20 protein-coding genes are annotated in these 19,642 nt (G+C 68.6%); 7 read left to right on the top strand and 13 right to left on the bottom strand.

Annotation, left to right across the window (positions count from 1 at the left end; translation table 11 throughout):
• Positions 1-47 precede the first annotated feature (47 nt).
• Positions 48-1,235 carry an ABC transporter permease gene (locus tag ABZS29_RS09905; RefSeq protein WP_355460278.1) on the top strand — a complete coding sequence of 396 codons (1,188 nt, stop codon included), beginning with the start codon at positions 48-50 and terminating at the stop codon, positions 1,233-1,235.
• Here ABZS29_RS09905 and ABZS29_RS09900 read toward each other — a convergent pair.
• From ABZS29_RS09900 to ABZS29_RS09885, 4 genes are read right to left on the bottom strand one after another with little or no spacing between them, the layout of a single operon-like run.
• Positions 1,137-2,474: an MFS transporter gene (locus ABZS29_RS09900; protein WP_355460276.1), complete on the bottom strand. Its 1,338-nt coding sequence runs from the start codon at positions 2,472-2,474 to the stop codon at positions 1,137-1,139. The two genes, ABZS29_RS09905 and ABZS29_RS09900, sit on opposite strands and share 99 nt — an antisense overlap.
• Before the next feature lie 9 nt (positions 2,475-2,483).
• Positions 2,484-3,101, bottom strand: a complete 618-nt coding sequence (locus ABZS29_RS09895; protein WP_355460274.1) for an alpha/beta fold hydrolase — start codon at positions 3,099-3,101, stop codon at positions 2,484-2,486.
• Positions 3,086-3,928 (bottom strand): alpha/beta hydrolase, encoded by an 843-nt coding sequence (locus ABZS29_RS09890; RefSeq protein ID WP_355460272.1) that lies wholly within the window; start codon positions 3,926-3,928, stop codon positions 3,086-3,088. Before ABZS29_RS09890 ends, ABZS29_RS09895 begins: the two co-directional genes overlap by 16 nt.
• A complete protein-coding gene (locus ABZS29_RS09885; RefSeq protein ID WP_355460270.1) occupies positions 3,925-4,518 on the bottom strand; it encodes a WHG domain-containing protein in 594 nt (197 codons plus the stop codon). The genes ABZS29_RS09890 and ABZS29_RS09885 overlap by 4 nt, the downstream gene beginning before the upstream one ends.
• Before the next feature lie 89 nt (positions 4,519-4,607).
• Here ABZS29_RS09885 and ABZS29_RS09880 point away from each other — a divergent pair, with 89 nt between their 5' ends.
• Together ABZS29_RS09880 and ABZS29_RS09875 are read left to right on the top strand one after the other, a co-directional pair.
• Positions 4,608-5,024: a thioesterase family protein gene (locus tag ABZS29_RS09880; RefSeq protein ID WP_355460269.1), complete on the top strand. Its 417-nt coding sequence runs from the start codon at positions 4,608-4,610 to the stop codon at positions 5,022-5,024.
• Complete coding sequence (locus tag ABZS29_RS09875) at positions 5,021-6,124, top strand: zinc-dependent alcohol dehydrogenase family protein (RefSeq protein WP_355460268.1); 1,104 nt, start codon at positions 5,021-5,023, stop codon at positions 6,122-6,124. The genes ABZS29_RS09880 and ABZS29_RS09875 overlap by 4 nt, the downstream gene beginning before the upstream one ends.
• Here ABZS29_RS09875 and ABZS29_RS09870 read toward each other — a convergent pair.
• A complete protein-coding gene (locus ABZS29_RS09870; RefSeq protein ID WP_355460266.1) occupies positions 6,113-6,550 on the bottom strand; it encodes a YciI family protein in 438 nt (145 codons plus the stop codon). The two genes, ABZS29_RS09875 and ABZS29_RS09870, sit on opposite strands and share 12 nt — an antisense overlap.
• Positions 6,551-6,695: 145 nt before the next feature.
• Between ABZS29_RS09870 and ABZS29_RS09865 the strand changes: the two genes are divergently transcribed.
• Complete coding sequence (locus ABZS29_RS09865; RefSeq protein WP_355460264.1) at positions 6,696-8,129, top strand: PPC domain-containing protein; 1,434 nt, start codon at positions 6,696-6,698, stop codon at positions 8,127-8,129.
• A 93-nt stretch (positions 8,130-8,222) separates the two neighbouring features.
• Entirely contained in the window at positions 8,223-9,590 is a 1,368-nt protein-coding gene (locus ABZS29_RS09860; protein WP_355460262.1) for a M12 family metallo-peptidase, read from the top strand.
• Positions 9,591-9,630: 40 nt separating this feature from the next.
• On the opposite strand, the gene ABZS29_RS09855 is transcribed toward ABZS29_RS09860, so the two are convergent.
• On the bottom strand, positions 9,631-10,812 hold the full coding sequence (locus ABZS29_RS09855; protein WP_355460260.1) for a M20 family metallopeptidase: 1,182 nt from the start codon (positions 10,810-10,812) through the stop codon (positions 9,631-9,633).
• 45 nt (positions 10,813-10,857) lie between these two features.
• A complete protein-coding gene (locus ABZS29_RS09850; RefSeq protein WP_355460258.1) occupies positions 10,858-12,003 on the bottom strand; it encodes an epoxide hydrolase family protein in 1,146 nt (381 codons plus the stop codon).
• Between the two features lie 63 nt (positions 12,004-12,066).
• On the opposite strand from ABZS29_RS09850, the gene ABZS29_RS09845 reads away from it, so the two are divergent.
• A complete protein-coding gene (locus ABZS29_RS09845; RefSeq protein WP_355460256.1) occupies positions 12,067-13,032 on the top strand; it encodes a YafY family protein in 966 nt (321 codons plus the stop codon).
• A gap of 88 nt (positions 13,033-13,120) precedes the next feature.
• Here ABZS29_RS09845 and ABZS29_RS09840 read toward each other — a convergent pair whose 3' ends face one another.
• Positions 13,121-14,140, bottom strand: coding sequence for a DUF4241 domain-containing protein (locus ABZS29_RS09840; RefSeq protein ID WP_355460254.1), 1,020 nt, complete (start codon positions 14,138-14,140; stop codon positions 13,121-13,123).
• Positions 14,141-14,188: 48 nt separating this feature from the next.
• Positions 14,189-15,664, bottom strand: coding sequence for an MFS transporter (locus tag ABZS29_RS09835; RefSeq protein ID WP_355460252.1), 1,476 nt, complete (start codon positions 15,662-15,664; stop codon positions 14,189-14,191).
• Positions 15,665-15,725: 61 nt separating this feature from the next.
• On the opposite strand from ABZS29_RS09835, the gene ABZS29_RS09830 reads away from it, so the two are divergent.
• Complete coding sequence (locus ABZS29_RS09830) at positions 15,726-16,718, top strand: WYL domain-containing protein (RefSeq protein ID WP_355460250.1); 993 nt, start codon at positions 15,726-15,728, stop codon at positions 16,716-16,718.
• Positions 16,719-16,732: 14 nt separating this feature from the next.
• On the opposite strand, the gene ABZS29_RS09825 is transcribed toward ABZS29_RS09830, so the two are convergent.
• From ABZS29_RS09825 to ABZS29_RS09810, 4 genes are all read right to left on the bottom strand, one after another.
• Complete coding sequence (locus tag ABZS29_RS09825; protein WP_355460248.1) at positions 16,733-16,864, bottom strand: hypothetical protein; 132 nt, start codon at positions 16,862-16,864, stop codon at positions 16,733-16,735.
• 26 nt (positions 16,865-16,890) lie between these two features.
• Positions 16,891-18,309: an MFS transporter gene (locus ABZS29_RS09820; protein ID WP_355460246.1), complete on the bottom strand. Its 1,419-nt coding sequence runs from the start codon at positions 18,307-18,309 to the stop codon at positions 16,891-16,893.
• Positions 18,310-18,410: 101 nt separating this feature from the next.
• Positions 18,411-19,379 carry a hypothetical protein gene (locus tag ABZS29_RS09815; RefSeq protein ID WP_355460244.1) on the bottom strand — a complete coding sequence of 323 codons (969 nt, stop codon included), beginning with the start codon at positions 19,377-19,379 and terminating at the stop codon, positions 18,411-18,413.
• On the bottom strand, positions 19,376-19,603 hold the full coding sequence (locus tag ABZS29_RS09810) for a hypothetical protein (RefSeq protein ID WP_355460242.1): 228 nt from the start codon (positions 19,601-19,603) through the stop codon (positions 19,376-19,378). The genes ABZS29_RS09815 and ABZS29_RS09810 overlap by 4 nt, the downstream gene beginning before the upstream one ends.
• Positions 19,604-19,642: the final 39 nt, after the last annotated feature.

Genomic DNA, 19,642 nt, shown 5'->3' with positions numbered 1-19,642 from the left:
GCGGGCCGTCCACTTCAGGTCATCGAGCGAAGCGGTCCAGGCCGGCGGTGCGCGACGTCCTGGACGAAGCCTTGGCGGGAGTTGCGGCTCGGCCGACTCGGCTGATCCTGACCACGCTCGGCACCGTCCTCGGCGTCGCGGCTCTCGTCGGGACGGTCGGGCTCGGGCAGACGGCGGCCGGGCAGATCAGTCAGAAGTTCGATCTGGCGCAGGCGACCCGGGTGGTGGTCGCGCCGGGGGAGAAGAACGGGCAGGAGGGCGAGGCGGCGACCGAGTTGCCGTGGGACGCGCCGGATCGGCTGGCGCGGCTGAACGGCGTCGATGCGGTCGGCACGGTCAGCGTCGTCGACGTCGGTGCCGATCTGGTGAGCAGTGTGGCCGGTCTGAACGGCGGTGAGGGCAAGGCCTTGACCGTGATGTCTGGTTCGGCGGGTCTGTTCGACGCGATCCGGGCCGTACTGAAGACCGGGCGGTTCTTCGACGCCGGGCACGACCAGCGCGCTGACAAGGTGGTTGTCCTCGGCAAGCATGCGGCCGAGCGGCTCGGAATCAACCGGGTCGACTCCGCACCCGCGATCTTCATCGGCGACGAGCCGTACACGGTGATCGGCATCCTCGATTCGGTCTCCGGCCGCGCCGAGCTCAACGACGCGGTGATCATGCCGAACGGGACGGCCAAAGCGGCGTACGGGCTGAAGTCGCCGGACGCGATCGAGATCCGGACCGCGGTCGGCGCGGCGCAACTGATCGCCGGTCAGGCGCCGAAGGCGATCCAGCCGAACGACCCGAGCACCCTCACGGTCGACGCGCCGCCGAAGCAGGGCGCCGTCCGGAAGGGGGTCGAGTCGGACCTGAACGTGCTGTTCCTGCTGCTGGGAGCGGTCGCACTGCTGGTCGGCGGTCTCGGGATCGCCAACGTCACGCTGCTCTCGGTCCTCGAACGGATCGGCGAGATAGGCCTGCGCCGAGCCCTGGGCGCCGCGCGACGACACATTGCCGCGCAGTTCCTGGTCGAGAGCGTGATCGTGGGGCTGCTCGGCGGTCTACTCGGTACGGCGGTCGGCGTACTGCTCACCGTCGGAGTGTCGTTCGCGAACGACTGGACGCCGATCCTGGACAACAAACTGGCGTTCGGATCACCCTTGCTGGGTGCGGTCATCGGCCTGATCGCCGGGACCTACCCCGCCTGGAAGGCCTCCGCCATCCAGCCGATCACCGCGCTGCGCGGCGCGTGAGTAGAGCACCGCGGTCAGCGCGAACCCGAGCACGATGAAGGCCAGCACCGGGTAGGACTTCCCGTTGTCGGGCAGGATCAGCGCACCGAGTGCGGCGGCGGAGACCTGCCCGACATTGAAGATCATGTCGTAGAGCGCGAAGACCCGGCCGCGGAAGACGTCGTCGACACCCGTCTGCACGAGGGTGTCGACGCTGATCTTCACGCCCTGCGCACAGAACCCGGTCAGGAACCCGCCGACGATCAGCGCCGGCTGCGTGAACAACCCGACCGGTACGGCGGTCACCACCGCCGCGGCCGCGAATAGCACCGTGATCCACCGCCGCAGCGTCATCACCCGCGTCGCCCACGGCGTGACCAGAGCGGCGACGAAGATGCCGGCCCCGACCATCCCGGTCGCGATCGCGAGCGCACCGAAGGCTTCGTCCAGCCGGTCCGGACCGTAGAAGTAGTTGCGGTAGAGCAGGATCATCGCGACCGTGATCAGCCCGAAGAAGAACCGCAGCGAGCCGATCGCCGCCAGCCCGAGCGCGGCCTGCCGCCGTTCCCGCAGATGCCGGCCGCCGTCGACCAGCCCGTGCGCGATCGTCCGGATCGCCTCGACCAGCCCGGGCTCGTCACCCTGCAGGTCCGGCCCGAGCTGGTTGCGGCCCAATCGCAGGGCGAGGAGCGCAGCACCGACGTACACGAGCACGGTCAGACCCAGTACGGCGAGATCCGAGTCGACCAGGAGTTTGACGCCGGCCCCGACGCCGCCGCCGACCAGGAAGGACGCCGTACCGGAGGTTGGGGTGACGGCGTTGGCCATCACCAGCTCGTCGCGCTCGACCACATGCGGCAGCCCGGCCGACAGCCCGGAGAGCAGGAACCGGTTAACGCCGAGCGTCAGCAGCACCGCCAGATAGAACGGCACCCCGGCGTTGCCCGCCGCAACGATCACGCCGACCACGCAGACCAGCGCCGCGCGGGTCAGGTTCGCGCCGAACAGGATCTGCCGCCGCGACCACCGATCCAGCAGTACGCCGGTGAACGGCCCCAGCACGGAGTACGGCAGCAACGCGACCGCGAACAACCCCGCGATCGCCGCCGCATCCGGCGCGCGCTCCGGCGAGAACAGCACGTACGACGCCAGCGCGACCTGGAACACCCCGTCGCCGAACTGCGACGACAAGCGCACCGCGAACAGCCGCCGGAAATCCCGCCGCCGCAACAACGTCCCGAGATCCCGGATGAACCGCACCCCCGAACTCTAGGCCCCCAGATAGTCGGCCAGCGCCGCCGGATGACCGAGCATCGGGAAATGCGCACCCGGCAGCTCGTCCGGTGTCACTCCTAGCCGCTCCTGGGTCACCCTGCGCAGGAAGTCCGCCGGGAACAATCGGTCGTCGCGCGCGATCGCCACCCGCGTCGGCACCTCTGGCCACGCGTCGAAGGCGCACGGATCGTCCAGCGGCCCAGCCGACTGCTCCCGCAGGTGCTGCCGGGCCTCAGCCGCCAGCGCCGGCGGCAGGTCGTGGAAGAACACGTCGCCATCCGCCGACTCGTAGCCCGTCTGCTTCCACCACTCGCTGATCCGCTCACCCGGCGCGGGAACCATCGCCGCCACCAGCACGAGCTCCCGCACCGGCAGGCGCTCACAGACGAGCACCCCGGTGAAGCCACCCAGCGAATGCGCCACCACAGTGACCGGCTCCCCATCCGGTACGGCGTCGACCACCGCATCGACGTACTGAGCCAGTCCGGCACTGGGATCGTCACACGGCAGGTCCGGCGCGATCACCGCGTGGCCGCGGTGGATGAGCTCCGCGGTGAGCCGGTGCCAGTGCCAGGACGAGCTGGCCGCACCGTGGATCAGAACCGAACGCATAAGGCCTTCCGGAGGAGTTCGCCGAACTCGGCGGGGTGCGTGGTCAGGCCAGTGTGCCCGCCGGGGAAGTGCAGAGGCTCCGTGCCGAGACGCTCAGCCAGGAAAGCGGCAGCACGATAGGGCAGCTCACCACGTGAGTCCTGGCCGCAGGCGAGCACGAGCCGGTCCGACAGTGCCTCCAGCCGGTCGAGGTCCGGGGCGTAGGACATGAAGCTGGGCACGATGTTCCCGACGAAGTACGGCAGGTTGGCCATTGTCCGCTCGGCACGTGCCGCTGCTTGCGGGGGAAGCTTGAGCTCGGCCTTCGGCTCGGTGGTATCGCTGGGCTTCTTCAGTCCCGCGGCGAACACGCCCATTGCCGGCATGAGCCCCTGGGTGCGGAGAGTTTCCTGCACGCGCGCGATGAGCGCGCGATGTACGGAGGCATCCGGCAGCACCTCCACTACTGGCGGCTCGTGCGCCACGAGGCGTTCGATGCGTTCGGGATGGGCGGCGAGTAGGTGCAGAGCGGCGATCGCGCCCGAGCTGGCGCCGAACACCCGAGCGGGCTCACCGGGCGACAGCAGCTCCAGCAGGCGGAACGCGTCGTCGGCGTGCTCGGCCACGTGCTGCTCGGCCCCGGGGTCGTCCAGTGTGCTTCGGGACATACCGCGCGGGTCGTAGGCCGCGACCGTGTACTCGGCGGCCAGGTCGTCGGCGACGCCATCGAAGGAGGCCGTGTCGCCCGCCCCGCCAGGTATCAGCAGCAGGAGCGGGCCCTGGCCGCGCACTTCGTAGTGCAGAGTCGCACCGTTCACGCGCAGGCTGCCGATGGTCGGGTCGGTCATGAGGGATCTCCTTCTCGGGATGAGGGCCAGTGCTCCAGGGTGGTGTGCAGGGCGTCGAGGACGCGGATCCAGGAATGTTGCGGCGAACGCTCGTGCGCAAACCCGCCCGCAGCCTCCAAGGCGACGAATCCGTGGAACGTGCTGCGCAGCAACCGGACCGCGTCGGTCAGATCCGGCTCGGCCAGCCCGTAACCGCGCAACATGCCGTAGGTCAGCTCGACCGCGCGCCGTGGTCCAGGCGCACTCGCGGCCAGCTCCGGGTCGATCTGGATCGGGGTCTGGGTCGCCATGTAGCGGCCCGGATGCCGATGGGCGTACTCCCGCCAGGCGTTGGCGAACGCGATCAGCGCCTCCTTGCCCGCCCGTCCGGCGGTCGCCTCCGCGATCCGGATGGTCTTGTCATCGGCGGCCAGCAGTGCGATCCGTCCGCGCAGATCCTCCAGACTGCGGACGTGCGTGTAAAGACTCGCGTCCTTCACGCCCAACCGCCGCGCCACCTGCGCCATGGTCACCTGCTCGAGCCCGATCTCGTCCGCCAGTTCGGCGCCCGCGATTGTCACCCGCTCCGCCGTCAACCCCGCCCGCGCCATGTTTCCTCCTCACCTTCCTAGGAGTCCTAGTTATAACCTAGGGATCCTAGGATACGCAAGCAGGAGACGACGCCCTTTAGGGTGGCTGGATGGACCGGGCCGGCTATCCGCACTTCCTGCCGATCACGCTGCGGTGGAAGGACAACGACGTCTACGGGCATGTGAACAACGTCGAGTACTACAGCTTCTTCGACACCGTGATCAACGACTTCCTGATCCGGGTCGGCGGGCTGGACATCCACAGCGGCGCGGTGATCGGCTTGTGCGTGGAATCGCAGTGCACCTTCAAGGCGTCCCTGGAGTTCCCGGGCGTGGTCGATGCCGGGCTGCGGGTCGAGCGGGTCGGCAACTCGAGCGTGCACTACGAGATCGGGCTGTTCGGCTCAGACTCCGCAGAGCCTGCTGCGACCGGGCGGTTCGTGCACGTGTTCGTGGATCGAAAAGACCGGCGGCCGGTGCCGATTCCGGACCGCCTTCGGGACGCGTTGGAGGGGATCACCGGATGATCGTGCGCGGCGCCGTACTGCGGGAGATGGGCCTACCCAAGCCGTATGCCGACTCGCGGCCGCTGCGCGTGGAAGAGGTCGAGCTGGCGCCGCCCGGGCCGGGTGAGCTGCTGGTGCGGATCCGTGCCGCCGGGCTGTGTCATTCGGACCTGTCGGTCATCGACGGCTCACGGCCGCGGGTGATGCCGATGCTGCTCGGCCACGAAGCGACCGGTGAGGTGGTGCAGTCGGAGGCGCCTGGCTTCGCAGTGGGCGACTCTGTCGCGTTCGCGTTCGTCCCGGCGTGTGGTGCGTGCGGTCCGTGTGCTGAGGGTCGGGCTGCGCTGTGTGAGCCCGGTGCGGCCGCCAATACCGCCGGCACGCTGCTGTCCGGCGTGCGGCGTCTGGACGGGGTGCACCACCATCTTGGCGTCTCGGGCTTCGCCGACCATGCGGTGGTGTCGGCGCGGTCCGCAGTGAAGATCGACCCGACACTGCCGCCGGAGATCGCTGCGCTGTTCGGCTGTGCCGTGATGACAGGTGTGGGCGCAGTGGTGAACACCGCGCAGGTGCGAGCCGGTCGAAGCGCTGTGGTCTTCGGGCTGGGCGGAGTGGGGCTGTCCGCCTTGCTGGGCGCCGCCCTCGTCGGTGCGCATCCGCTGGTCGCGGTTGACGTCGTACCGGAGAAGCTCGAGCTGGCCCTCGCCCTCGGTGCCACCCATGCGATTGCCGCCGGTCCGGACACGGTGGAGGAGGTGCGGGTCGCCACGTCAGGCGGTGCGGACTACGCCTTCGAGACGGTCGGCAGCGGCAAGGTGCTAGAGCAGGCGTACGCCGCCACGCGCCGCGGCGGGACCACCGTCACGGTCGGGTTGCCGCATCCGTCGCAGTCGTTCAGCGTGCCCGCGGTCAGCCTGGTCGCGGAGGAGCGCACGGTGAAGGGCTCGTACCTCGGCTCGGCGATCCCCAGCCGCGACATCCCGCGCTACATCGCCCTCTACCAAGCCGGCCGCCTCCCGGTCGACCGCCTGCTCACCGCAACTGTGGGCCTCGACAACCTCAACGAGGCCTTCGACACCCTCGCCGCCGGTACGTCGATCCGCCAGGTGCTAGTCCTCTGACCGGCGCTCGTCCAGGAGAGCGAAGGTGTGCGCCTCGCGCGCTCGCGCTTCCGGCGTGAAGTTGTCGCCGAAGTCGTCCGCCGTCGCGACCCGTCGCAGCTCGATGCCGGAGCTGTTCCCGTGGTCGGCGGCGAAGCACCGCTGCGCCCACAGCAGCGCTTCCTCGGGGGAGGCGACCTCGATCAGGCAGAAGCCGGCGATCAGCTCCTTGGTCTCCGCGAACGGTCCGTCGACCACCCGCGCCTTGCCGCCGTCGGGGACCAGCCGGAAGCCTTCCGAGCTCGGCAGCAGCCCCTCACCCGCGAGCAGCACACCCTTCTCGGCCATCTCGGCCATCACCTGGGTCATCTCGTTCAGGCTCTGTTCGCTGGGCTGCTCCCACGCCTCGGAGGCGGCGCTGGCCCGCATCATCATCACGTACCTCATGGGCCAATCAAACGTTAAATCCGCCGGAAAATGTATACACCGGGGTAACCGATCAGGCAGGCTACGCACAGTGCGGTCTCGCACACCGCTCGTGAGGCAATGTCAAGTGAGACACGCGGAGTAGTCCCTGAGGAGGACCCCTCTAATGCACACCCGCCCCCGCCGCATCGGTGCCATGGTCGGTGCCGGCGCCGTAGCGTTCGGCGCGCTCGCCGTGGTCGCCGGCAACTCGGCCGACGCTCAGCAGCAGCCCGCCCCCACTCCTGTCGAGACGTTGCTCGGCGGCAAGGAGCTCCCCGGCCGGGCCGCGCTCGGCCAGGTGCAGTCCCGGCTCGCAGAGCTCGCCGACCGCAACGGGATCGCCGCCGCCAAGCTGCAGGAGATCCTGGCCACCGACAAGACCAGCTGGCTCGACCGCGACGGCAAGCTGTTCTTCCGCGAGCCGACGACCGGTGCGAAGGCCGCGCCCACGGCCTCCCCGCGCTGGGCGACCAAGGCCGTCGCTGCCGCGACCGGTCCGGCGTTCGAGCTGCACAGCAAGCCCGGTTCGAACCGCGTGATCTACCTGGACTTCGACGGTCACACGATCACCGGCACCGCCTGGAACGGCAACGGCAAGCCCGCCACGGTCAACGTCACGCCGTACGACACCGACGGCAACACCGGCAACTGGAGCACGGCCGAGCAGGACGTCGTACGGGATGTCTGGAAGCGGGTCTCCGAGGACTACGCGCCGTTCGACGTGGACGTCACCACGCAGGCGCCGGCCGAGTCCGCGATCACTCGTTCCGGCTCGTCCGACCAGCAGTACGGCACGCGCGTCGTGATCGACCCGACCACCTGGTACCAGTCCGGCTGTGGCTGCGGCGGTGTCGCGTACGTCGGTGTTTACGACAACACCAGCCAGCACTCGTACTACCAGCCCGCCCTGGTCTTCACCAAGGGCGTCGGCACCGGCGCGAAGAACATCGCCGAGGCCGCGGCGCACGAGGCCGGTCACAACGTCGGCCTGAGTCACGACGGTACGGCGTCGGTCGGGTACTACTCCGGTCACGGCGCCTGGGCCCCGATCATGGGCGTCGGCTACTCCAAGGCGATCAGCCAGTGGAGCAAGGGCGAGTACTCCGGCGCGAACAACAAGGAAGACGATTTCGCGGTCATCGGCCAGAACGGGCTCGCCCTGCGCGCCGACGACCACGGCAACGCGACCAGCAACGCCACCGCGCTCGCCCTCGGTACGGCGACCTCCGGCGTCTACGCCAGTGACTCCGACGTCGACGTGTTCCGGATCGACCTGAACGCGGGCACGTTCAACTTCGCCGCCACGTCGGGTGGCGACCTGGACATCAAGCTCCAGTTGCTCGACTCGGCCGGCAACGTCGTCGTCACCGCCGACCCGGCCGCCGGCCAGTCGAACTCGGCGACCCCGACCGGTCTGAGCGCCAGCATCAGCCGCCAGGTCGCCGCGGGTCGCTACTACCTGCGGGTCGACAACACCGGCCACGCCAACCCGCTGAACACCGGCTACTCGACGTACGGGAGCCGTGGTGCGTACACGGTGCGTGTGACCGCCGGCTAGCAGGACCAGAGCTGCCCGGGGCCGTCGTTCCCACCGAGATCGACGGCCCCGGGTCCTGGGGGGACCAACCGCCCAACCCCTGGAGGATCCTCGATGAGGAAGCAACTTCGCCGTACCGGTGCGCTCGCGTGCACCGGCGCAGTCGTGTTCGGAGGCCTGGCCGTCGCGACCCGCGCCGACGCACAACAGCCGCTGCCGCTGCCTGAAGTCGCGGCGCGCAACGGATTGCCCACTGAGCAGCTGCAACGCATTCTGGCGACCGACAAGACCGCCGTACTCGACGCGGGTAGCCGCTTGTTCTATCGCGAACCGCAGCTCACCGCCGCGCAGAAGTCCGAAGAGGCCTCACCGCGCTGGGCCGCCGAAGCTGTCGAGGGTGCGACCGGTCCGGCGTTCGAGCTGCACAGCAAGCCCGGTTCGAACCGTGTGATCTACCTGGACTTCGATGGTCACACCATCACCGGTACGGCGTGGAACGCGTCGAAGGGCGTCGACCCGGTCAACGTCTCGGCGTACGACACCGACGGCGATCCGGCGAACTACAGCACTGCCGAGCAGGACGTCGTACGCGATGTGTGGGCGCGGGTTGCGGAGGACTACGCCACCTTCGACGTCGATGTCACCACGCAGGCACCGGCACAGTCCGCGATCGACCGCTCCGGTGCGTCGGACCTGCAGTACGGGACGCGCGTGCTGATCGACCCGGACACCTGGTACCAATCCGGGTGCGGCTGTGGCGGCGTCGCGTACGTCGGCGTCTACGACAACAGCAGCCAGCACGACTACTACCAGCCGGCACTCGTCTTCACGAAGGGTGTCGGGACCGGGGCGAAGAACCTCGCCGAGGCCGCGTCGCACGAGGCCGGGCACAACGTCGGCCTGAGCCACGACGGCACCTCGTCTGTTGGCTACTACCAGGGCCACGGCGCCTGGGCGCCGATCATGGGCGTCGGCTACTACCGCGGGATCAGCCAGTGGAGCAAGGGCGAGTATGCCGACGCGAACAACACGGAAGACGACTTCGGTGTCGTCGGCACGCACGGCCTGGCGCTGCGCACGGACGAGGCCGGCGACACGACGGCCGCCGCAGCTGCCCTGACCGTCGGTACGCCGGTCACCGGCTACATCGCGGCTGAAACCGACACCGACGTCTACAAGGTGACAGTCGATGCCGCAGGCAACTACACGGCGACCGCGAACGCCGCGGCCTCCGGTGCGAACCTGGACATCAAGCTCGACCTGCTGAACAGCGCCGGTACCGTCGTCGCTTCGGCCGACCCGGCCGCCGGCCAGACCGACGCGGCGACCCCGACCGGTCTCGGCGCCAGTGTCACCGCGAACTTGGCGGCCGGCACGTACTACCTGCGCATCGACAACGTCGGGTACGGCGACCCGCTGAACACCGGCTACTCGACGTACGGCAGCCGCGGCGCCTACACCGTCAAGCTCGCCACCTCCTGAAACCCCTGCGGCCGGCCAGCTTGCGCGGGCCGGCCGCAGGTCAGGTGAGGTGCGAGACCGCCAGCCCGGCGAGCGCCGCGGCCTGCAACGGCAACACCGCGTCGTCGAACCGGACGATGCTCGAATGGTTCGACGGCGCCTCAGCCGCCGGTACGTCGTCCGGCCGGGCGCCGAGCATGATGAACGTCCCGGGCACCTCCTGCAGCACCATCGAGAAGTCCTCGGCCCCCATCAACGGGTTTGCGATCGGCTGCACCTGCTCCGGCCCGAAGAGCGTCGTGAGCTCGGCGAGTGCGTGCTGAGTACGCTCCGCGTCATTGATCGTCACCGGGTACTGCAGATCGAGCGCGGCCTCGACGGTGCACCCGTGCGCCTTCGCGATCGACTCCGCCAGCGCGGGCAGCTCCCGGCTCAGCTGCGCGAACGTCTCGTTCGACAGCGTCCGAACGGTCGCGCCGAGCTTGGCCGAGTTGGGGATCACGTTGATCGCGACGCCAGCCGACAACTGCGTCACCGTGATCACGACCGGGTCGAACACATCCACCCGTCGCGTCACGTACGTCTGCAGCGCCGACACCAGCTCCGCCACCACCGGCACCGGATCCGCCGTCGTATGCGGCGTCGATCCGTGCCCGCCCCGGCCGTGCACGGTGATGTGCAACTGGTTCGACCCGGCCATCATCGTCCCCGGCCGGGTTTGGAACAGTCCCTTCGCCGCCAGTCCCCATACATGCACGGCGTACGCCGCGATCGGCTTCTCGCCACTCGCCTGGAGAAGGCCTTCGCGCAGCATGTAGCCCGCGCCACCCAGGCCCTCCTCACCAGGCTGGAACATGAACACGACGTTCCCTTGCAGCTCATCGCGGTGCGCACTCAACAGCTGGGCCGCGCCGACCAGCCCAGCCGTGTGGAGGTCATGACCGCAGGCATGCATGGCGCCGTTCTCGGACGCATACTCCAGCCCCGTCTCCTCGACCACCGGCAGCGCGTCCATATCCCCACGCAGCAACACCGTCGGCCCCGGGCGCCCACCCCGCAGTACGCCGACCACTGACGTCACCTCTTTGCCGGTGGAGATCTCCAACGGCAACCCGGCCAGGGCGTCCATCACCCGCGTCTGAGTCCGCGGCAAGACGAGTCCAACCTCGGGATCGCGATGCAGCTCGCGCCGCAGCTCGACCATCCCCGCGGCGTACTCGTCACTCTCGCGTACCAGCTCCATCGCCGTACCTCCACATTTCGCGCACACCGGAGCTCGCCACAGTACCTACTGCGCAGTGAGCTTCCAGAAGAAGTTCCGGAGGTCTTCGATCAGGAGGTCAGGAGCGTCCTGGGTTGCCCAGTGGCTGCCCCGGTCGTATTCGTTCCAGGACACGATGTTGGCGTGGTCCCGGTCGGCGAACCGTCGGAGCGGGCGGAAGTCGTAGGCGAAGCTGGCCAGGCCGGTCGGGGCAGTGGTCGGCTCGGTGGGGTGTTCGGCGTGGTGGTCCTCGTAGTAGAAGCGGGCCGAAGACGCTCCGGTGTTCGTCAGCCAGTAGATCGTCGCGTTGGTCAGCACGTGCTCCTCGCTGGTGCCGCCCAGGAGTTGCGCGATCCAGGCCAGCTGACCGCTTGGCGAGTCGGCCAGGGCGTGGGCGAGGGTCTGCGGCTGGGTCTCCTGCAGTTTCGCGTACGCCGACATGTCGTCCTGGAAGGTCTGCAGGAACTGCACGTACCCGAGTTCGGCTTCGGACAGGTCGGCCAGCTCGGCCGGATCGCCGGAAGGAAACGAGAACAGCTGGGTTACGTGGACGCCGATGACGTGGTCGGGGTCGATCCGCCCGAGCTCGGGTGCGACGAACGCCCCGGCATCGTTGCCGTGGGCCCCGTACTTGTCGTAGCCGAGCCGGCGCATCAGCTCGGCCCAGGCGCGCGCCGTACGGTACCTGTTCCAGCCCTGCTCGGCCGTCGGCCCGGAGAAGCCGAATCCCGGCAGGGACGGGATCACGACGTGAAAGGCCTGGCCGTCGGCAGGAGCGGTCAGCGGCTCGATCAGGTCGAGGAACTCGACCACACTGTTCGGCCAGCCGTGGGTTAGCAGTAGCGGAACGGCCGCCGGGTCCTCCGACCGCACGTGCAGGAAATGGATCTGCTGGCCGTCGATCTCCGTCACGAACTGCGGATAGGCGTTCAGGCGCGCTTCCCACTCACGCCAGTTGTACGTCGTCCGCCAGGCCTCGACGAGCCGCTGCACGTACCCGACCGGTACGCCGTACTCCCAGCCCGGCGGTACGGGCCCGGTCTGGACGGCGCCTTCGGTCTCCAAGGGCAACTCGTTCGCCCACCGGGTCCGGGTCAGCCGGTCCCGGAGGTCGTCGAGGTCGGCTTGCGGGATGTCGATCCGGAACGGGCGAATCTCGGTGTTTGTCGTCATGTCCAGAACACTATTTCGCCATTAGGCGAGCTAGCTTCCTAATGAGATGCCAGACTTTCTCCCATGATCGAGACCTCGGCACGACTGCTGAAGCTCCTGACGTTGCTTCAATCGCCGCGGGACTGGACCGGCGCCGAACTGGCCGGGAAGCTCCAAGTCAGTCCGCGCACCGTCCGCACAGACATCGAACGGCTGCGTGGGCTCGGCTATCCGGTCGACGCGACCCGCGGTTCCGTCGGCGGCTACCGCCTCGGGGCCGGCGGCTCGCTGCCGCCCTTGCTGCTGGACGATGACGAGGCCGTGGCCGTGGTGATCGGACTGCGAAAGGCCGCCGAGCTCACCGGACTCGAGGAGAGCTCACTGCAGGCCCTGACCAAACTCGAACAGGTTCTGCCGTCCCGACTGCGTCGCCGGGTCAACTCGCTCGCCACCTTCACCGTGCAGGTCCCGCACGACGAACCCGGGCCGCTGTTCGATCCCGAACTCCTCACCCAGCTCACCGCACTCTGCCGCGATCGCGAGCAGCTGACCTTCGACTACCTGTCCCACCGCGCCGACTCCAGCAGGCGCAAGGTCGAGCCGTACCGGCTCGTCAACTGGGGACGCCGCTGGTACCTGGTCGCGTTCGACCTCGACCGCCAGGACTGGCGAACCTTCCGGGTCGACCGCATCTCGCCCCGCATCCCCACCGGCCCCCGCTTCACCCCTCGCGAACTACCCGAGGACGGCGACCTCGCCAGCTACGTTTCCCGCCGAGTGTCCGCCGCCGCCTGGCGCTACCGCGCAACCGTCCTCATCCACGCCCCGGCAGACACTGTCGTCGCACAACTGCCGCCGGCCGCAGGCACCGTCGAACCACTCGACGACCACATCTGCCTGTTCAGCACCGGCTCCGACTCGGTCAAAGCCCTCGCCGTACACCTCGGCCTGCTCGACGCCGACTTCGAGATCCAGACCGGCCCACCCGAACTCCACGCGCACTTACAACAACTCGCCGAACGCTACGACCGGGCCTCTCGCGCCAGCTGAACCCGGGCGGAGTGGACAGCCGGTACCGATGCGGGTGGTGAGCACTCTCGCGCCAAGCTCGCCAGTCGGAGGTGGCCATTCACCGGTCCTAGTCATCGGAGTCCAGCACCAGGAAGTCGACGACGAGTGCGGCGATCGTGCCGTCCTCGGCCACGCCCCAGTAGCACGGGTAGGCGCCGTCGCCGTAGCCACTCATCACCATGACCGCATCGTTCACCTCGCCGGTGAGACTGAACACCACGCCCGCACCGTCCGAAAGCTTGAGGGAGTGCTCCTGAAACAACTCCTCGACCTGCTGAGCGCCGCAACGCACAAGCGTCGCGAGGTCGAGAATCGCCACGTTGCCGGCATCCACTCCGATGATGTGCGAATCGCCGGACACCTCAGCAGGATGCCAACTGACCGCCGGCGCCTCGGAGATCAGCAGCCGCAGTGCGACGTTCGTATCCGCGGCTGTGGAAACCTCGACACGGTAGGTACCACCGGGCAGCCGACGAGCCAGCGGTGCCAGGCCAAAGGCGCCGTAGCCGAAGTCTCGGACCGTCAGCGCCCCTGACCCGAAGGTCACCTCACCGAGCTGAACGACCTCGAGCGAGACCGCTTCGCCGAAGGGCGCGACCTGGCACCCGTGCGCGAACAGCCCCGCCACGTCGAGCTCCACGTCTGCTGGCAACTCGGGCAGCGCAGCGTCCAGGTTCGCTGAGTTCAGCAGGGCCTCGGCCTCGGCGGGATCGACCAGCGGCGCTCCCGGTGGGTCGAGGAAGCTGAGAAGCTGCCGGATCTTCCACTGCTCGCCCTCGCGCACCAGCCGGTATTCGTAGTAGGTCGGCATCGAACCGCCACCGCTGACCGAGCGAACGGTCGCGCGATCAGTCTCGACCTCCACCGCAGTGATGGTCTCCACCGAAGGATCGTGCGCCGCGCTCCCCTTGAGCACGTTCTCCTCGCCGGTGCTGGCTCCGGCCGTGAAATGAGCGCCGACAAGCACCGCCGGCTCGCCACGCCACGCCTCAACCACCTGGTCGATGTTCGAGGCGCTCGGTGGCTTGCCGGTCCGCTCCCAAGCTCTATAGAAGTCAGTGACGAAGGCCTCTACGCGTGCACGCACGCCATCCTGATTCACGGTCCGACGGTACTGGCCGCGGGGTGTAGAGGGTCAGGAGCTTGGGCCGGCGGCCGCGGTCCGGGGAAGCCGGAGCATCAGTACTGCGGCCAGGACATAGAGAACGACCTCGATCGGAAGGACGGCAGCGAACGCGTCGCTGAACACTTCTGCCCTTTCGCCTCCGGCGGCCGAGTCCAGCCGGCCGAAGAAGACCGTGCCCAGGACGGCGATTCCGGCTGCGCCGCCGAGTTGGTTCACGGTCGACAGAACACCACCAGCCGCACCCGCGTCCTTGCCTGGGACGCCGGCGAGGACGACATTGACCAGGATGGGGGCCGCCAGGCCGAGGCCCAGACCGCCGATGAACAACGACAACCCGATCAGCCAGAACCCGGGCGAGTTGTCGCCGCGGACGACGAACCACAGCAGCGCCTGCGATGCGGCCAGAAGGAGTGAGCCGGTGACCAGCAGCGCGCGGCCCGCTCGGGCGGCGAGGGCGACGCCGAGGCCAGAAGTGAGCATCGACCCGATCGCATAGGGCAGGATCACCAGACCGGTCTGCCAGGCGGAGCGCCCGGTGCCGCTCTGCAGGTAGATCGACAAGGTCAGAAAGAACGCGCCGATCGCGCCGAAGAAGAACAGCGACGCCAGTAGCCCGGCCCGGAAACTTCCGACCCGCAGCAGCTCCGGGTCGAGCACCGGCTGCCCGCCACGCCTGGTCACCGACCGCTCGTAGGCACCGAACCCGAGTAACAGCACGACTCCGGCGGCCATGATGGCAAAGCCCCACCAGGGCCATCCCCAATCACGACCCTGGATCAAGGGAAGCAACACCAGCAAGACGGCCACCGCCGACATCACCGCGCCGACCACGTCCAGCGGGGTGTGCGACTTGTTCGCGGACTCCGGCAGCACTCTGCGTCCGAGGATCAGCGCGATCACGGCGAGCGGGACGTTGACCCAGAAGATGGCTCGCCACCCCAATCCGAACAGATCGGCGTCGACCAGCAGGCCGCCGAGCAGCGGCCCCGCTACCGCGGCGATGCCCTGGACCGCGCCGTACGCTCCGAACGCCTTGGCCATCTGCGCGGGTTCGAACGAGGACCGAATGATGCCGAACACCTGCGGCACCATCAATCCGGCCGCCAGGCCCTGCAGCACCCGGGTCGCGATCAGCATCTCCGGCGTCGTTGCCAGCGCGCAGGCTGCCGAGGCCACGGCGAAGACGGCCAGGCTGGTGAGGAACACCCGGCGCCGACCGTAGTCGTCGCCGATCCGCCCGCCGGTGATCAGGCCCGCGCCAAGGGCGAGGACGTACCCGGCGAGCATCCACTGCAGTTGCGCTTCGCTGGACTGCAGTCCAGCCGAAATGGCTGGTGCGGCGACGGTGACGATCGTGGCGTCGAGGAGATCCATGAACGAGGCGAAGAGGATCACCAGCAGCGCGATCCCGGCAGCTTTGCCAGTCACCGTCCCGGCCTGGGAATCGCTGCGTGGAGCAGAATCAGAAGCATTGGTTGCACTCATGGGGCACACCGTGACACCGGTAGTGGACACGGGATGGCCACTACTTGATGGACGATGGCTTATGGCCAGGACCTCGTCGCGCTTGCTCGACCTGCTCTCACTGCTCGGCGCTCGTGCGATCTGGCCCAGTCACGAACTGGCCGAACGACTCGGAACCAGTACCCGGACCCTCCGCCGGGATCTGGACAGCCTGCGTGACCTCGGCTACCCGATCCGGACCGTCAAGGGCCCCAGCGGCGGCTACGCGCTCGGCGCCGCCGGAAAGCTGCCACCGCTGTTGCTGGACGACGACCAGGCCATTGCCGTCGCAGTCGCCCTCCAGACCGCACCCACCAGCGTGTCCGGCATCGACGAAGCCGTCGCCCGGGCGCTGACCAGTATCAAACAGATCATGCCCGCCCATCTGCGTGCCGAAGCCGACGCTATGCACCTCACCGCGATCCGGAACTCCTGGGAGTTCCCCGCGCCTCCGATCGCAGCAAGCACGGTGCGAGCGGTCGGCTACGCCATCCGCCTCGCACATCTGCTGGTCTTCGACTACCTCGCCGCCGACGGCCGCCGGCCCCAGCCGGGCGAGCCCGACTTCAGCCCACCGCTGCGGGTCGAACCCCATCACCTGGTCACCTGGGCCGGACGCTGGTATCTCGTCGCCTACCACCCGGCGACCGAAGACTGGGCCATCTACCGGCTGGACAGGATCCATCTCCACCAGCCCACCGGCACCCCGTTCCAGCGGCGAGAACTGCCACACCGAGATCTGGCCGGCTACGTCATGACCAGCTACGACCGCGGTGACACTCCTGCCCAATGGCAATGCCTCGGTAGCGTCGTCATGGCTCTACCCGCCCACGTGGTCGCTCGCTGGGCACCCGGCGGATCGGTCGTCGAACACCTCTCCGACACCCACTCCAGGGTCACGCTCGGCGCCTGGTCGTGGGCCGGAATCGCTGGTCTCCTGGCCACCTTCGACGCGCCCATCACCGACGTACAACCCGTAGAACTAAAAGACGCCTGCCGCACCCTCGCCCAACGCTATCGAGCAGCCAGCCGGTAGACCGCCGCGCGTGGCTACTGGAATGGGCGGAGTTCGACCCAGTAGCCGGCGGCGATCAGGCGCTCGTTGAACTCGCTGATGACGGGCTGCCGGTCGATGCTGCCGGGGTTTTCCTTGTCGTCGATGACGGAAACCAGATACTTCATGTACAGATCATTTCCTGTGCTCGAGATCAGGACTCTTGTGGTGCTCTGCGGGGGAGGAGCCCGACCGCCGGGATGCTGACGGCGATGACTATCAGCACGACGACCAGGCTGAGCTTCAGAGCGTGATCCAGCCCGGAGCCCGCGCCGTGGAAGAAGATCGTGGCGACCGCGGCCGAGCCGGCTCCCGATGCGAGTTGCTGGATCGAGCTGAGCGAGCCGCTGGCGCTGCCGGCTTCGTCAGGCGCCGTGTCGCCGAGCGCGATGGTGTAGATCATGCCGATTCCGCCGATGCCGACACCGGTGACGAACAACGCCGGAGCCAGCGTCCACAGGCTCACCTCCGTCCCGGAGTGCTGGACCAGGGCGAGGATCCAGGCGCAACCGGCGAGGACGCCGACCAGTCCGAGGAAGATCAGGGTGCGGCCGAGCTTGGCCATCAGGCCGGCCATTGCGGCGAAGGCGGTCGCGATGATGCCCACCGTGAGCGGTAGCAGAGCCATCGAGGTCTGCTGCGGCCCGGCGTGCAGCCCTTCCTGCAGGAAGAGGGACAGCACGTAGAGCAGGCCGGTGGTCGCGGCGAAGATGGCCAGACCCACGAGCATTCCAGCGCTGAATCCCCGGTTCCGCAGCAGCGAGGGCTTGATCAGCGGGTCGGCGGCGGTGCGCTGCCGGTGGACGAAAGCCGCCAGGAACAGGACACCGGCGGCGATCGAGGTGACAGCGGTGGCATTCCAACCGGTGGACGAGCCCTCGATCAGGCCGTACAGCAGCCCGAACATGGTCGCCGCCAGCAGACCGGAACCCCAGCCGTCGATCACAGTGGATCGGTCGCCGTCGTCGCGCGGCAGGATCCGGGTGGCGACGACCAGCCCGATACCGCCGAGGACGACGTTGATCAGGAAGATCGGGCGCCAGGACAGGCCGAGCAGATCGGCGCCGATGAGAAGGCCGGCCAGGACCGGACCGAAGATGCTGGTCGCCCCGAGCACCGGACCGAACAGCCCGAACGCCTTGGCGAGCATCTCGGGCGTGAACGCCTTGACCATGATGGCCATGCCCTGCGGGATGAGCAGTGCCCCGAACGCGCCCTGGGCGACGCGGGCCGCGATCAGCAGTGTCGGATCCGGCGACAGTCCGGCGACCGCCGAGGCCAGGGTGAAGCCGCTCAGGCCGACCAGGAAGAGCCGGCGCTGACCGAACTTGTCACCCAGCCGCCCGCCGACCACCAGCAGCACGCCCATGGCCAGCATGTAGGCCGTCCCCAGCCATCTGATCAGGCCTTCGCCACCATGCAGCTCACGAGCAATGGTGGGGGCGGCGATGTTCGTGATCGTCGCATCGATCACGTCGACGGCGTCGGCCAGCAGCACGAGCCCCAGAATCGCCCACATCGAGCGGCTGGAACGGTGTGCGCTGACTGTCGCCGATCTGGTCGAGGTAGTCATCTCTGGAGATCCTTCTGTTGTGCCCGGCCGCCCCTCCTGGGCTGCCTCTCATCCCTGCTACGAACCTCCCGGCACTGATCCGACAACCGCCGCCGAAATTCTCAGACTGCCCGGACGACACCGGCTTGACGGCCGTGCCCAAGCCGCCTGGCGCTCCCGGCCGGCGGCTGGGAACCGAGGTCGCCGCCGGCGCAGGGAGCAGGAAGCCCGGCGAAGGCCGTTCGCGTGGGATGGGGGATCTGGCGGTGGGTGTAGAGGGACTCGGCTCGGGTGATGTCGGTGTGGAGGCGGGAGAGCAGGGACTGGGTGGTGGCTTTGGCTCGGGCGGTGGCTTGGGGATGGGGGAGGAGTTGGTGGGGGTCGAGGGAGGCGAGGCCGGTGCGGAGGAGCGATTCGAGGTGGTCGCGGGTGCGGGGGCCGGAAGGTTCTAGGTCGGGGAGGCGGGTGGAGTTGTAGTAGAGGGTGGTGAGCAGGTCGAGCTGGTGCTCGGCGGTTTGGTTGTTGAGGACGGCGAGGACAGCGCCGGGTCTGAGGTCGGCGCGGGTGTCCAGGTCGGCGGTGAGCATGCGGACGGCGGTGACGTACGGGGCGTAGTGGCCGTTCGTGCGGAAGGAATCGATGCCTGGGGCAACTTTGTCGACGCCTAGGTGGTGGATGTAGTCGTCGAGGTGGGCTTGGGCCCAGGCTTCGGCGACGCCCTCTTCGAGTTGGCGGCTGCCGGGGCGGACGAAGGCAGCGCGGGCCGCTTCCTGAGTTGCGCCGGCAGGACCGAGGAAGTGTGAGTGCTCGTGGAGGATCGTGGCCAGGGCCTCGCGGTAGCGGGCGAGGTGGGCGGTCAGGTGTCGCTTGCCGGCCAGGGCGTACATCTCCCGAAGTGGATCGAGGATGTACTCGCGGTCGAGGTGCAGCGTCCCGTCCCAATGCGCCAGACCGAGGACGTCGTCGACCGACTCGACGATCCGGCCATTCCAGGCGGTGTGCTCCGCGCCGGACAGCTCGAGTGCTGCCTGTCCGCTGCGCAGCAGTAGCTCCTCCAACGAGGCAGGCGCAGCGACCGCGACGGTGCTCATGGCCGGTACGCCGTGGCGAGTCGGATCAGCGAGTCGGCGGAGCGTTGCAGGTTGGCTCGCTCGGCCGGATTCTCGGTGCCGGCGGCCATCCGTCGAAGCTCGGCAACGAGTGTCTCCGCGCGAGCCCGGTGCTCAGCCCCTGTGCTCCGAGCCATGGCGGCTCGCGGCGGCGCGGCGTTGCGCCGGGCTGCACCAGCGTTCAGGGGTGTCTCGATGTGCTCCATGGGTTTCTCCTCCGAGGTCTGATCTCGGCGGAGAACATA

This window comes from Kribbella sp. NPDC005582, assembly GCF_040605415.1.
Classification (GTDB): Bacteria; Actinomycetota; Actinomycetes; order Propionibacteriales; family Kribbellaceae; genus Kribbella.
Note: the sequence above shows the minus strand (reverse complement) of the source record. Positions and strands in the feature narration are given on the sequence as shown.

Excerpts from the sequence above, each read along its gene's own strand:
- ABZS29_RS09895 (WP_355460274.1), bottom strand. The coding sequence starts at position 3,101 with ATGCGTTCGGTTCTGATCCACGGTGCGGCCAGCTCGTCCTGGCACTGG.
- ABZS29_RS09890 (WP_355460272.1), bottom strand. The coding sequence starts at position 3,928 with ATGACCGACCCGACCATCGGCAGCCTGCGCGTGAACGGTGCGACTCTG.
- ABZS29_RS09885 (WP_355460270.1), bottom strand. The coding sequence starts at position 4,518 with ATGGCGCGGGCGGGGTTGACGGCGGAGCGGGTGACAATCGCGGGCGCC.
- ABZS29_RS09880 (WP_355460269.1), top strand. The coding sequence starts at position 4,608 with ATGGACCGGGCCGGCTATCCGCACTTCCTGCCGATCACGCTGCGGTGG.
- ABZS29_RS09875 (WP_355460268.1), top strand. The coding sequence starts at position 5,021 with ATGATCGTGCGCGGCGCCGTACTGCGGGAGATGGGCCTACCCAAGCCG.
- ABZS29_RS09870 (WP_355460266.1), bottom strand. The coding sequence starts at position 6,550 with ATGAGGTACGTGATGATGATGCGGGCCAGCGCCGCCTCCGAGGCGTGG.
- ABZS29_RS09865 (WP_355460264.1), top strand. The coding sequence starts at position 6,696 with ATGCACACCCGCCCCCGCCGCATCGGTGCCATGGTCGGTGCCGGCGCC.
- ABZS29_RS09860 (WP_355460262.1), top strand. The coding sequence starts at position 8,223 with ATGAGGAAGCAACTTCGCCGTACCGGTGCGCTCGCGTGCACCGGCGCA.
- ABZS29_RS09855 (WP_355460260.1), bottom strand. The coding sequence starts at position 10,812 with ATGGAGCTGGTACGCGAGAGTGACGAGTACGCCGCGGGGATGGTCGAG.
- ABZS29_RS09850 (WP_355460258.1), bottom strand. The coding sequence starts at position 12,003 with ATGACGACAAACACCGAGATTCGCCCGTTCCGGATCGACATCCCGCAA.
- ABZS29_RS09845 (WP_355460256.1), top strand. The coding sequence starts at position 12,067 with ATGATCGAGACCTCGGCACGACTGCTGAAGCTCCTGACGTTGCTTCAA.
- ABZS29_RS09835 (WP_355460252.1), bottom strand. The coding sequence starts at position 15,664 with ATGAGTGCAACCAATGCTTCTGATTCTGCTCCACGCAGCGATTCCCAG.
- ABZS29_RS09830 (WP_355460250.1), top strand. The coding sequence starts at position 15,726 with ATGGCCAGGACCTCGTCGCGCTTGCTCGACCTGCTCTCACTGCTCGGC.
- ABZS29_RS09825 (WP_355460248.1), bottom strand. The coding sequence starts at position 16,864 with ATGAAGTATCTGGTTTCCGTCATCGACGACAAGGAAAACCCCGGCAGC.
- ABZS29_RS09820 (WP_355460246.1), bottom strand. The coding sequence starts at position 18,309 with ATGACTACCTCGACCAGATCGGCGACAGTCAGCGCACACCGTTCCAGC.
- ABZS29_RS09815 (WP_355460244.1), bottom strand. The coding sequence starts at position 19,379 with ATGAGCACCGTCGCGGTCGCTGCGCCTGCCTCGTTGGAGGAGCTACTG.
- ABZS29_RS09810 (WP_355460242.1), bottom strand. The coding sequence starts at position 19,603 with ATGGAGCACATCGAGACACCCCTGAACGCTGGTGCAGCCCGGCGCAAC.